The organism is Streptomyces sp. NPDC046870 (assembly GCF_040704595.1).
Lineage (GTDB): Bacteria > Actinomycetota > Actinomycetes > Streptomycetales > Streptomycetaceae > Streptomyces > Streptomyces argyrophylli.
The window spans coordinates 90,401-102,547 of record NZ_JBEYXM010000002.1 but is presented as its reverse complement, the minus strand read 5'-3'; the positions used below and the strand labels follow the sequence as shown (position 1 = coordinate 102,547).

At 68.6% G+C, this 12,147-nt stretch carries 10 protein-coding genes, 1 tRNA gene and 4 pseudogenes; 11 read left to right on the top strand and 4 right to left on the bottom strand.

Annotated elements, in window-relative coordinates; genetic code table 11:
- The first annotated feature begins 104 nt into the window (after positions 1–104).
- The gene (locus AB0946_RS04940) at positions 105–476 is read left to right on the top strand and encodes a hypothetical protein (RefSeq protein WP_366759213.1); all 372 of its coding nucleotides are present in this window, start codon (positions 105–107) and stop codon (positions 474–476) included.
- A 551-nt stretch (positions 477–1,027) separates the two neighbouring features.
- Here AB0946_RS04940 and AB0946_RS04935 read toward each other — a convergent pair.
- On the bottom strand, positions 1,028–1,183 hold the full coding sequence (locus AB0946_RS04935; RefSeq protein ID WP_366759832.1) for a hypothetical protein: 156 nt from the start codon (positions 1,181–1,183) through the stop codon (positions 1,028–1,030).
- On the opposite strand from AB0946_RS04935, the pseudogene AB0946_RS04930 reads away from it, so the two are divergent.
- Positions 1,109–1,258, top strand: a pseudogene (locus AB0946_RS04930) (site-specific integrase); the annotation flags it as partial. The gene AB0946_RS04935 and the pseudogene AB0946_RS04930 sit on opposite strands and share 75 nt — an antisense overlap.
- Before the next feature lie 498 nt (positions 1,259–1,756).
- Here the strand turns inward: AB0946_RS04930 and AB0946_RS04925 are convergent.
- Positions 1,757–2,038, bottom strand: coding sequence for a hypothetical protein (locus tag AB0946_RS04925; protein WP_366759831.1), 282 nt, complete (start codon positions 2,036–2,038; stop codon positions 1,757–1,759).
- Between AB0946_RS04925 and AB0946_RS04920 the strand changes: the two genes are divergently transcribed.
- From AB0946_RS04920 to AB0946_RS04905, 4 genes and pseudogenes are all read left to right on the top strand, one after another.
- The gene (locus AB0946_RS04920) at positions 2,031–2,117 is read left to right on the top strand and encodes a DUF3761 domain-containing protein (RefSeq protein WP_225075656.1); all 87 of its coding nucleotides are present in this window, start codon (positions 2,031–2,033) and stop codon (positions 2,115–2,117) included. The genes AB0946_RS04925 and AB0946_RS04920 overlap by 8 nt on opposite strands.
- A 387-nt stretch (positions 2,118–2,504) precedes the next feature.
- Positions 2,505–2,906: pseudogene (locus AB0946_RS04915) on the top strand (IS5 family transposase); the annotation flags it as partial.
- 11 nt (positions 2,907–2,917) lie between these two features.
- On the top strand, positions 2,918–3,469 hold the full coding sequence (locus AB0946_RS04910) for a hypothetical protein (protein WP_366759212.1): 552 nt from the start codon (positions 2,918–2,920) through the stop codon (positions 3,467–3,469).
- Between the two features lie 12 nt (positions 3,470–3,481).
- Positions 3,482–3,799: pseudogene (locus tag AB0946_RS04905) on the top strand (site-specific integrase); the annotation flags it as partial.
- 40 nt (positions 3,800–3,839) lie between these two features.
- On the opposite strand, the gene AB0946_RS04900 reads toward AB0946_RS04905, so the two are convergent.
- On the bottom strand, positions 3,840–4,886 hold the full coding sequence (locus AB0946_RS04900) for a hypothetical protein (protein ID WP_366759211.1): 1,047 nt from the start codon (positions 4,884–4,886) through the stop codon (positions 3,840–3,842).
- A 271-nt stretch (positions 4,887–5,157) separates the two neighbouring features.
- A tRNA-Arg gene (locus tag AB0946_RS04895) sits at positions 5,158–5,229 on the bottom strand.
- A 165-nt stretch (positions 5,230–5,394) separates the two neighbouring features.
- On the opposite strand from AB0946_RS04895, the pseudogene AB0946_RS04890 reads away from it, so the two are divergent.
- From AB0946_RS04890 to thrC, 5 genes and pseudogenes are all read left to right on the top strand, one after another.
- A pseudogene (locus tag AB0946_RS04890) lies at positions 5,395–5,766 on the top strand (response regulator); the annotation flags it as partial.
- A 789-nt stretch (positions 5,767–6,555) separates the two neighbouring features.
- The gene (nrtL, locus tag AB0946_RS04885) at positions 6,556–7,806 is read left to right on the top strand and encodes an ArgS-related anticodon-binding protein NrtL (protein ID WP_366759210.1); all 1,251 of its coding nucleotides are present in this window, start codon (positions 6,556–6,558) and stop codon (positions 7,804–7,806) included.
- Between the two features lie 53 nt (positions 7,807–7,859).
- Positions 7,860–9,251 carry a diaminopimelate decarboxylase gene (gene lysA / locus AB0946_RS04880; protein ID WP_366759209.1) on the top strand — a complete coding sequence of 464 codons (1,392 nt, stop codon included), beginning with the start codon at positions 7,860–7,862 and terminating at the stop codon, positions 9,249–9,251.
- A gap of 156 nt (positions 9,252–9,407) precedes the next feature.
- Positions 9,408–10,757 (top strand): homoserine dehydrogenase, encoded by a 1,350-nt coding sequence (locus AB0946_RS04875; RefSeq protein WP_366759208.1) that lies wholly within the window; start codon positions 9,408–9,410, stop codon positions 10,755–10,757.
- A gap of 6 nt (positions 10,758–10,763) precedes the next feature.
- Positions 10,764–11,822 carry a threonine synthase gene (gene thrC / locus AB0946_RS04870; RefSeq protein WP_366759207.1) on the top strand — a complete coding sequence of 353 codons (1,059 nt, stop codon included), beginning with the start codon at positions 10,764–10,766 and terminating at the stop codon, positions 11,820–11,822.
- Positions 11,823–12,147: the final 325 nt, after the last annotated feature.

Below are 12,147 nucleotides of genomic sequence, written 5' to 3'. Positions count from 1 at the left end.
TCCCACGTCCACCCTTCAACTCTGAGCGCGCATCGACTGACGTACCTGGAACCCATCACCGCCGATCTCATGACGCCGGCACCCGCTGGACGGGAAGATGAGCCATGGAGACAGTCGTCAGGGTCATCGTGGGGTTGAAGGTCGCCGGCCTGGTGCTTTTCGCCGTCGTGTTGGTCACCAGCATTGCCTACACCATCGCCGTCGGTCCTGAGGATCCCGAGTCGACCCACGGCTCTACGGCCGTTTGCAAGGACGGCACGGTCCTTGAACCGCCATGGAATGTCTGTGGCGAATCACATGGCTACCTTGATCACTGGACGACCGCGCCCCTGCTGCCCTCTGCAAACCCCGTCATTCCTACCGAGTCACCAGCGGCCACTCGGCTCGATACAGATGAGGACGACTGGCTCACGGCCTATTCCAACGGTTGCTCTGCTGGGACACCGGTTGTCTCTCCCTGGAATCCTTGCGGCTAGCGCTAAGCACCCGTACCCGCCGATAGGTGCATGCGTTAAGTGGACTAGCAACACGGCTCCGGTGGCGGGCGGTGAGGTTCAACAGGCGTAGTCGGGCGTAGCTGTACAACGTCGCTGGGGCGCTCGGCGAGGGTTCGACCAAGCCGGGGTGTATGGGCATTGTCTCCCCTCATCGGTACGATCTGCCCTCTATATGAGCCTTGGGGGGCGCATGAAGCGAGCTGGCCTTCTATCTGCGGGGGCGTTGGCGGCGCTGCTCGGTGCTGTCGCGTGCAGCGCTTCGTCGCCGCAAGACACCTACTGGGATGGGTACGCACAGGGCGAAACCATCGATACCGCCCCAGACCCGGACCCGGATTGCGGCAAGGGAATCGATCCGAAAGATGTCGCGGCATACTCAAACGCGTGTGCGTCGTGGCCAAAGGACTCCGATGCTGAGTGCGGTGCGATGCTGCCCGATGACGTTGACTCGGTCGTATGGATGGCCGGTTGTAGCGACGGAGCTCAAGGCACGCCAAACCATTCGGCATACGGCCCGCGCCCCAAGTAGGTCACACGGGGGGACGATCCAACCGGTCAGGCGCGGCGGCGCCGGCGTCGGCGACCGCCGTGCGGTGCGAGGTGTTGTAGGCGTCAGTGACGGCGTCGAACCCTATCGAGAGGTTGCCGAGCGCGCCGGCAACAGCGTTGAGGTCCTGCTGACCCACTACGCGAAGTGCCTCGACGGACGCCAGGACGTTGCCAACCGGCGTATCGAGGATCTGCTCCGCGAGTACGAGTGACGGTCACCTGACCGTGTCCGGGGCCCCTGACATCCTGTCCAGGGGCCTCGTTGGTTGTTGAGGAGGCTGCTCTTGCGTCGTGTATGACGCTACGGCTCGCCTAATGGTCGGATCCCACGGTGGATGAACGCTTGTCTGTGAGCGTCGCCTCTCGTGACCACTTCCCCGGTTGTTGCCCGGCCAAAGTTGATCGAGCGGCGGGTGGTGGCTCGAGCGTGCGGGGATGGTGGCCGGCGGAGGCAGTGGGAGTTGCCAGGTCACAACTGGGTGACTGTCTTCACTGATTCCTTACATCGGATGCACCGGCGTAGGTAGTTTCGCCCCTCACGTACTTCAACAGGGGGGACCTGTGAGCTACTACCAGCCTCAACCGCCGCCGTTTCCGCCTCCGCCCGGACCGCCGGCCGCCCGTCCCGCACCCAAGTGGGCCCGTAAGCGTTTCGTACTGCCCGCGCTGGGCCTCGCGTTCATCATCGGTCTGGGCGCTGGCGCCGACGGTCAGAAGTCGAACGCGGCGAAGACGGTGGCTAACGACAAGGCGCGGCCGACGGCCACGGTCACCGCGACAGCCACGGCTACGGAGACCGCGAAGCCGAAGCCCGCGCCGACAGTGACGAAGACGGTCAAGGTCAAGGTGAAGGTGACCGTCACCGCGCACGCCGCTGCCGCGGGGTCGGGAACGGGCGGCAGTTCGACGTCTGGCGGATCGTCGTCCAGCGGCGGGTCCAGCTCGTCGGGTGGCTCCAGCTCTGCGGGTGGCGGTGCGACGGCCCTGTGCAACGACGGTACGTACTCGTACGCCGCTCATCATCAGGGGGCCTGCTCGCACCACGGGGGCGTGGCCGTCTTCTATCGATAGCCGACGCCTCAGGCTGGTGCACCAGCCGATGGCGTGAGTCTGGGACCGGCCGCCCGATTGGATTGGGGGCCGGTTCGCGCTTCTCCAGGGCCTCTGGGCCCGCACGGCGTGTTCGGACGCACGACCACCCCGTTCCGATATCAGCTGGGCTGGGCAGACGGTGCGGCAGGAGCGGCTGTGGCGATCAGGCTTGGCCTTGCAAAGGGTCGAGGGTCAAGGTCGGTCGTCGTTCTTGCGGGCCTCACCTGCGGCGATGCCCCAAGATCCCGTCCACGCCTCGTCCACAGACCCCGGCATACGCCCGCTCCGGGCCGCACACGCCTGCACATATGCGAAGACCCCGGCCTCAGCGTTTCCGCTGGTGGCGGGGTCTTTGGGCACCTCAGATCCGGTTTGCCTCTCTCGATCGGGATCTCCGCGGCAAACACTCACGACAGCCTGGGACTTGAACCGCTGGTGCGGGGCATACCGCCAATCCGCTCCCGTCGTGGCCCCCGACGGCGCCGTCCCGCCGAGCTCCATGCCGACAAGGGATACGACTACGACTACCTGCGTCAATGGCTCCGCAGCCGCAGCATCACGCCTCGGATTGCCCGCAAGGGCGTCGACTCCTCGGCCAGGCTCGGCCGACACCGCTGGACCGTCGAACGGACGGTGAGCTGGCTCGGCGGCGTCCGCAGAATCCACTGCCGCTACGAACGCAAGGCCGATCACTTCCTGGCCTTCGCGGGCATCGCGGCAATGCGTATCTGCTACGGCCGTCTGACCAGGGAGCGCACTGCTCGCTAGCATCGCCCCTCATGATCGCAGTGGTCGTCACCATCGGGCTGGCGTTCGTCGGCTATGTCGTCACCTACCTCAACGGCTTGCGTTTGTCGCAGCGTCAGGAACGTCTTGCTCGCGTAAATCGCCAGCTCAGCGACTTCTATGGGCCCCTGTTCGCCCTCACGGAAGCAAACAGCCGCACGTTCAGCGCGTTCGTGGAACGTCACGCTCGCCCTGGCGGAAAGTCGCCGTTCGCTCATGAGCCCCCGCCCACTCCTGAAGAGCTCACCGAGTGGCGGCTGTGGGTCACTACCGTCTTTCTTCCGAATATCCAGGCCATGCGCGACCTGGTCATCAAACACGCGGACCTGTTGAGTGAACCAGAGATGCCGCCGCTTCTACTCCACCTGTGTGCGCATGTGTCTGGCTATGAGATCACAGCCGCCCGATGGGCGCGGGGACACCACGACCAGCACCTGTCGCTGGTGTCGTTCCCCAGCGAGGAGCTCGCGGCCTACGCGCGCCAGGGCTTCTCCTCGCTGAAGAACGAGCAGGCCCGCCTGTTGGGGCAATGGCAGCGGACCTGACCAATTAAAACGACCTCTAAAGACGGACGGCTCTTCACGAACGAGCGGGGCGGTCTGGTGGGCAGCAGCACGTACTGGCGGGTCTGGCGGGATGCTCGTGAGTACGCGCTCCCGCCGGAGCTCCAAGCGTCCATCCTCGGGGGACGTCCGTACGACCTGAGACACACCTGTATCACGACATGGCTGAACGCCGGCGTGCCTGTGACCGAGGTTGCTCGGAGAGTGGGTAACTCACCTGAGGTCATCCACCGCGTTTACGAAGGGTGCATCTACGGTCAGGAGGAATTGATGAACCAGAAAATCGAAAAGGAACTTGACTGGTCACCCTGATTTCTGACAGGTGGGGCGTCTTGCCCTAGACGCCCCACTATCAAGCTCCAAAGATGGTGATAGGTACCGTCGTGTCATCGACAATGGTCCATCCGGAATTCATTTCGATGCGCGGGTCGAGCTGAATGCTACGCATCGGAGTCTCGGAGAGTTCGCGCTCACTCCTTTCACGTCTGGGGCGAAGGTTCAGGAGTACCGCGTCAAAGGCTTCCCCGATGGCATCCGACACTCGCTTGCTGTCATCGACGGCGGGGAAGGTGAACGCCACCGAGCCGCCGTCGAGAAGCATGTGGAGCAGTAGCTGTCTGGCATTGCGGTTCAGATAGCTGTCTCGCCACAGCGAGGATGGGCGCGTCTCTCGGGTGCGTAGGTGATAGGTTGCTTTCCACAAAAGGCCGGTTTGACCACTGATTGGATCCCCTGCCGTGGGCGCAGTAGCGTAAGGACGAACCGTGTACGAGAGGCGGAACAGAACGTCGTACTGGCGGTCGGCGTGCTGGATGAGCCTCTGGGCTGTTTCGTGTTCTTCACGGACCCACGCCGCGACAACAGGATCAGCAAGATTAGGGTCTGGGTAGAACTCTCGATTGTATGATGCGTAAGCGGAGAACGCCCCCTTTTCTAGATCTCGCAGCGTTTGCTCAAGGCGGTTGAGGTCATCGCTGTGGGGGCGACGCAGATGCCCTAGGCGGTGGCGTATCGCCAGTAGCTCTGAGGTGCGAGCCATAAGGATTTCCTTGTTCATCAGCGACGGTTCCACCAGGGGCCAGTTAGCCTCAAGCAGCGGGAAGAGCTTTCCGACATCCAGGTAGCTCAACGGGTCTTCCCAGTCCGCGGTAGCCATATATTTAAGAGACTCGTCTCTTTGCTGTCTAGTTGTCGCGCTCTGGCCGATATGGTTCACCCATTCGACGCCGTGAAATGATCGGAGTTCTACGTAAAGAAGAGACCGTAGATAAGTCTCCAGCTGCCACCAGCGCGAGTACAAGGCGAGGGTTTCCTCCGGCATTCCGCTCGCATACAGCGCCTGATCGATGGCTGCTTTCGTACTAAAAGAAAATCGCTGCCACGTACTGCGGGCCCGCATCTGTCTTCATCCTCCTTGCTCAGGGCTTGGACTGGGGCGAGGCTAGCCCTCTGTCTGTCCGTCGCGCCCTGGGTTTTGGGGGAGAGGTCGCGTCAGTGCACACCGGTCAGCGCGGGTCCGCGGGTCGTCGGCGGTCGACCGTCTCTATCGCAGGTCTATCGCGATCAGTGCGCAGTAACGACAAAGAGCGGGATCCAGTGAGACTGGTTCCCGCTCTTCATGCTTGGCATCTGCGCTGGTCAACCGCATCATCGTGCTGGTTGAGGCGAAGTGCCCCCGGCAGGATTCGAACCTGCGCACACGGCTCCGGAGGCCGTTGCTCTATCCCCTGAGCTACGGGGGCGTGTCGGGCGCTGAGCTCTCGCTTGCGGCGACGGGTAGAACATTAGCAGGTCCGGCGGGGTGATCAGGAACCCGTTTCCCCGGGTCGGGGTCGGCGGGTCCCCTGTACGGGGTGGAAGTGGGGAAAACCCGGACGCGGTGGCCGGTCCCGACCTACTCTCGACGTGTGCCAGGCGCTTCGGGTCGGGTGCTTGTTGTGGACGACAACAAGGTCATCCGGCAGCTGATCAGGGTCAACCTCGAACTGGAAGGGCTAGAGGTCGTGACCGCGGCCGATGGTGCCGAGTGTCTGGACGTGGTGCACGAGGTGCGGCCCGACGTCGTGACGCTCGATGTCGTCATGCCCCGTCTCGACGGCCTCCGCACCGCCGCCCGCCTCCGGGCCGATCCCCGTACGCATCACCTGCCCCTCGCCATCATCAGTGCGTGTTCGCAGTACGAGGTCGAGACCGGCCTCGACGTCGGCGTGGACGCCTTCCTCGCCAAGCCCTTCGAGCCCGCCGAGCTGGTACGGCTCGTGAAGCAGCTCATGGAGCGGCGGATCGGGCCTGGGGGGCATCAAAGTCATGAGGGCCAGGAGGGCCAGGAGAGCCATGAGGGCTTTGGGGGGTCCAGGCTGCCTCGACTGCCCGGGACGCCTGGGCCTTCCGGGGGACATCGCGGGGGTGCAGGTCCCGGTGGGGGAGGCGCCGGTGGCGGACGTCCCGGGGGCGGAGAGCAGGGAGGGGGTGGTGAAGGAGAGGTCGATCGTGATGGGGGCTCTCCTGCTCATGAAGCCGCTTCCGTTCCCGACGCCCCCTCCGCCCAGCCAACTGCTTCCGCTTCCGTTCCCAGCACCCCCTCCGCTCAGCCATCTGCATCCGCTTCCGGCATCCCCTCCGCCCAGGAAGCCCCCTCCGTTCCCGACGCCCCGTCCGCCCAGGGAACTGCTTCCGCTTCCATTACCGGCATCCCCTCCCCTCAGGCAGCCGTACCCCCTCCCGGCATCCCCTCCCCTCAGGCAGCCGTACCCCCTCCCGGCACCCCCTCCCCCCAGCCAGCCGCACCCCCCTCCGACACCCCCTCCCCTCAAACAGCCGCACCCCCTCCCGGCACCCCCTCCCACCAAGCCCCCGCACCCCCTCCCCCCGCCCCCTCCCCTCGCGCAGCCTCCTACGTTCACCGAGGTGTTCCCGCTCACCCAGTCACCCCGCCCTCCGGGTCCGGCGAGGGTTCCGGGGTGCTCGACGGGCGTGGCTTGCTGGGGGGTGGGCTCTCCGAGGTCGGTGGGGTCGGGTAGGGATAACCGGCTCGCCTGCCCACCCCCCTCCTCCCCTACGCTTGTCCCGTGACCCCCGTCGAGCTCTCCCGCACCGTGCTGCGCGCGGTGCGTCGTGCTGTCGATGACGGGGAGCTGAGTGTGACCGTGCCCGAGCGGGCCGTGGTGACCGAGCCGGGACCCGGGGGGTGCGGGGACTTCGCCACCACCATCGCGCTCCAGCTCGCCCGGCCGGCCGGGCAGCCGGCGCTGCGGGTCGCCGAGATCCTGCGTACCCGCCTCGCCGAGGCCGAGGGCGTCCGGGACGTCGTCGTCACCGGGCCCGGGTTCCTCAACATCAGCCTCGCCGAAGAGGTCGATCCCGTCGCCGGGCTGGTCCGGGAGATCCGCGAGAAGGGCACCCGGTACGGCTACGGGGACGCCCTCGCCGGACAGGTCGTCGCGCTCCGCGTGCCGTACGAGGTGCGGGCCGAGGTCGTCGCCGACGCCGTCGTACGGCTTGTCGCCACCCAGGGCGGACGCGCCACCGTCGAGCACGGCGAGCCCGTCAACCTTCGGCCCGTTCCCGCGCCGGAGGACCCCGCCCCGCTCGGCCCCGACGCCGCCCGGTGGGCCCTCCTTCACCCCGCCCCGCACGACCGGCCCCGGATCACCGCCGATCACCTGATCCAGCGGGAGAGCAATCCGCTGTTCCGCGTGCGGTACGCCCACGCCCGCATCCGTGCCCTCAGCCGTAACGCCGCCCGCCTCGGCTTCTTTGCCGAGCCCGGCCCGGTCGGACTCGGCGACCGTTGCGGTGCCGGGCCGTCCGGCATCCGTGCACCGGGTGCCGCTCGCCCTCCGGGGGTTTCCGCCCAGGCTGCCGTCGACTACTTCGGCACCTCCGCCGACGCCGGTGGCCGCAGCCTCCTCGGGACCCTCGCACACGCCGACGCCGCCCCGCTGACCCACCCCGCGAACACCGGCGCCGGCCCCTTGGCCCCTCCCGCGCCCCCCACCCTCGCCGACCCCGTCCCGCTCGGCCCCCGCGCAAGCAACCCCCTCGTCGCCGAAGGCGTCCCCACCCCTCTGCTCACCCCGCTGGCCGCCCACCCCCGCGTCCTCGCCGTGGCCGCCACCCGTCGTGCCCCGGACCGGCTTGCCCGGCATCTCGTCACCGTCGCCGATGCCGTGCTGCCCCTGCTGCCCTGCGTGCTTCCCGTCGGCGAGGAGAAACCCTCGGCCGCCCACCGCGCCCGGCTGGCCCTCGCCGAAGCTGCCGGGACGGTGCTGGCCGGTGGCCTGTCCCTGCTCGGCATCGACGCACCCGAACACCTCTGAGGCGCGCGTCCGGATGCGCTCCCAAGAGAGACAGAGAGTCTGAGAGTCACGTCATGAGCCGTTCCGCCCATCCCGCCGGGCCCCGCCACGCCGACGTCCTGCCCGAGGGGCACTACTCCGCGCCGCCCGCCGACCTCAACGTCCTGGACCAGAAGGTGTGGGCCCAGACCGTCACGCGCGGCGACGACGGCGTGGTCGCCGTCGGCGGGATTCCGGTCAGCCGGCTCGCCGAGGAGTTCGGCACCCCCGCCTACGTCCTCGACGAGGCCGACTTCCGGTCCCGCGCGCGTGCCTGGCGCACCGCGTTCGGGCCGGACGCCGACGTCTTCTACGCCGGTAAGGCCTTCCTCTCCCGAGCCGTCGTGCGGTGGCTGAACGAGGAGGGCCTCAACCTGGACGTCTGCTCCGGGGGCGAGCTGGCCACCGCGCTGTCCGCCGGGATGCCCGCCGAGCGCATCGCCTTCCACGGCAACAACAAGTCCGTCGCGGAGATCACCCGGGCCGTCGAGGCCGGTGTGGGGCGGATCGTGCTCGACTCCTTCCAGGAGATCGTGCGGGTCGCCCACATCGCCCAGGAGCTGGGCACCCGCCAGCGCGTCCAGATCCGGATCACCGTGGGCGTGGAGGCGCACACCCACGAGTTCATCGCCACCGCCCACGAGGACCAGAAGTTCGGGATCCCGCTGGCCGGCGGGCAGGCCGCCGAGGCCGTGCGACGGGCCCTTCAGCTCGACGGGCTGGAACTGATCGGGATCCACTCCCACATCGGGTCGCAGATCTTCGACATGTCGGGCTTCGAGGTCGCCGCCCACCGGGTCGTCGGGCTGCTGAAGGACATCAGGGACGAGCACGGGGTCGAGCTGCCGGAGATCGACCTGGGGGGCGGGCTCGGGATCGCCTACACCAGTGACGACGATCCCCGCGAGCCGCACGAGATCGCCAAGGCGCTCACCGAGATCGTCACGCGGGAGTGCGAGGCCGCCCGGCTGCGCACGCCCCGGATCTCCGTCGAGCCCGGGCGCGCCATCGTCGGCCCCACCGCCTTCACGCTGTACGAGGTCGGCACGGTCAAGGCGCTCGACGGGCTGCGCACGTACGTCTCCGTCGACGGCGGCATGTCGGACAACATCCGCACCGCGCTGTACGACGCCGAGTACAGCGTCGCCCTCGTGTCCCGCGCGTCCGACGCCGAGCCGATGCTCGCCCGGGTGGTCGGCAAGCACTGCGAGAGCGGGGACATCGTGGTCAAGGACGCCTTCCTGCCCTCGGACCTGGCGCCGGGCGACCTGATCGCCGTACCGGCCACGGGCGCGTACTGCCGGTCCATGGCCAGCAACTACAACCACGTGCTGCGGCCGCCCGTCGTCGCCGTGCGGGACGGCGAGGCGCGGGTGATCGTCCGCCGGGAGACGGAGGAGGACCTCCTGCGTCTCGACGTCGGGTGATCCGGCCGGCCGCCCCGGAGAAGGGGCCGGAAGATCTGCGGTCTCCCGGTCCCGTACAAATGAAATAGATGTCTCACGATCCGGACGAAGGGTAGAAACTCCCGTCCGGTGAGTGAGACTGGTCCAACCGTAGACGGTGAGAGGAAACGAGGTCGGATGATGCGTACGCGTCCGCTGAAGGTGGCGCTGCTGGGCTGTGGAGTGGTCGGCTCAGAGGTGGCGCGCATCATGACGACGCACGCCGACGACCTCGCCGCCAGGATCGGGGCGCCCGTGGAGCTCGCGGGCGTGGCCGTACGGCGGCCCGCCAAGGTGCGTGAGGGCATCGACCCCTCCCTCGTCACCACCGACGCCACCGCCCTCGTCAAACGCGGCGACATCGACGTCGTGGTCGAGGTCATCGGCGGGATCGAGCCCGCCCGGTCCCTCATCACCACCGCCTTCGAGCACGGCGCCTCCGTCGTCTCCGCCAACAAGGCCCTGCTCGCCCAGGACGGGGCCGCCCTGCACGCCGCCGCCGAGACGCACGGCCGCGACCTCTACTACGAGGCCGCCGTCGCCGGCGCCATCCCGCTGATCCGGCCGCTGCGCGAATCGCTCGCCGGTGACAAGGTCAACCGTGTGCTCGGCATCGTCAACGGCACCACCAACTTCATCCTCGACAAGATGGACTCGACCGGCGCCGGTTACCAGGAGGCCCTGGACGAGGCCACCGCGCTGGGGTACGCCGAGGCCGACCCGACCGCGGACGTCGAGGGCTTCGACGCCGCCGCCAAGGCCGCCATCCTGGCCGGGATCGCCTTCCACACGCGCGTACGCCTCGACGACGTCCACCGCGAGGGCATGACCGAGGTCACGGCCGCCGACTTCCGCTCCGCCAAGGAGATGGGCTGCACCATCAAGCTGCTCGCCATCTGCGAGCGCTCCGCGGACGGCACGGCCGTCACCGCGCGCGTGCACCCCGCGATGATCCCGCTCAGCCACCCGCTCGCCTCGGTGCGCGGCGCGTACAACGCCGTCTTCGTGGAGAGCGACGCCGCTGGGCAGCTGATGTTCTACGGCCCGGGCGCCGGCGGTTCGCCCACCGCCTCGGCCGTGCTCGGTGACCTGGTCGCCGTCTGCCGCAACCGGCTGAACGGCGCCACCGGGCCGGGTGAGTCGGCGTACGCCGACCTGACCGTCTCCCCGATGGGCGAGGTCGCCACCCGGTACCACATCAGCCTCGACGTGGCCGACAAACCGGGCGTGCTCGCCCAGGTCGCCACCGTCTTCGCCGAGCACGGCGTGTCGATCGACACCGTTCGGCAGCAGGGCAGGAATCCAAGCAGCGCCGACGCAGTCGCCATCGAACAGGGTGGCGGCGGGCGACGGGAGGGCGGCGAGGCCTCCCTCGTCGTCGTCACCCACCGGGCCTTCGACGCCTCCCTCTCCGGGACCGTCGAGGCACTGCGCAAGCTCGACACCGTGCGGGGTGTCGCCAGCATCATGCGGGTTGAAGGAGAGTAACCAGCAATGACCCACCAGTGGCGCGGAATCATCGAGGAGTACCGGGACAGGCTGCCGGTATCCGACACCACGCCGGTCGTGACGCTCCGTGAGGGCGGCACGCCCCTCGTGCCCGCGCAGGTGCTCTCCGAGCGCACGGGCTGCGAGGTCCACCTGAAGGTGGAGGGGGCCAACCCCACCGGGTCCTTCAAGGACCGCGGTATGACCATGGCCATCAGCAAGGCCAAGGAGGAGGGGGCGAAGGCCGTCATCTGCGCCTCCACGGGCAACACGTCCGCCTCCGCCGCCGCGTACGCCGTGCGGGCCGGGATGGTCTCCGCCGTGCTCGTGCCGCAGGGCAAGATCGCCCTCGGCAAGATGGGCCAGGCCCTCGTGCACGGCGCGAAGATCCTCCAGGTCGACGGCAACTTCGACGACTGCCTCACCCTGGCGCGCGCGCTGAGCGACAACTACCCCGTGGCGCTGGTGAATTCGGTCAACCCGGTGCGCATCGAGGGTCAGAAGACGGCCGCCTTCGAGATCGTGGACATGCTCGGCGACGCGCCCGACATCCACGTCCTGCCGGTCGGCAACGCGGGCAACATCACGGCCTACTGGAAGGGTTACAAGGAGTACGCCGCCGACGGCGTCTCCCGCGGGACCCCCCGTATGTGGGGCTTCCAGGCCTCCGGCAGCGCCCCGATCGTGCGGGGCGAGGTCGTCAAGGACCCGTCGACCATCGCCACCGCCATCCGCATCGGCAACCCGGCGTCCTGGAGTTACGCGCTGGCCGCCCGGGACGAGTCCGGCGGTGCCATCGACGAGGTGACGGACCGTGAGATCCTGCGCGCCTACCGCCTGTTGGCCGCGCAGGAGGGTGTCTTCGTGGAGCCCGCCTCCGCCGCCTCCGTGGCCGGTCTGCTCAAGGCCGCCGAGCAGGGCAAGGTGGACCCGGGCCAGCGCATCGTGTGCACCGTCACCGGCAACGGTCTGAAGGACCCCGACTGGGCCGTCGCCGGCGCTCCGCAGCCGGTCACCGTCCCGGTCGACGCGGCCACCGCGGCCGAGCGCCTCGGCCTGGCCTGAGCGCCGGAAGCCGGGGCGGGGCCGACCGGGAGCCGGGGCCGACAGGAGGCCGGAGCCTGAGTCGGGGCCGGCTCCCGACGGGTGTCGGAGCCCGACGGGAGCCGGATCTCGAGGGCCCGGGCGCCGAGGCGCCTGGCTCCGGCCGCACCGGCCTCCCGCTCGCACCGGCGTCCGGTCCCCACCGCACCGGCGCCCGACCGCACCGGCGTCCGAGCAGAACCGCACCGGCGCCCGAGCCCGGCGCCCGGCCGCCGGTGCGGCAGGCCCGGCGCCGGCCCCGAGCGCTCCGCGCCCGGGACTTCCCCCTGACAGGGGGCACAAGGGG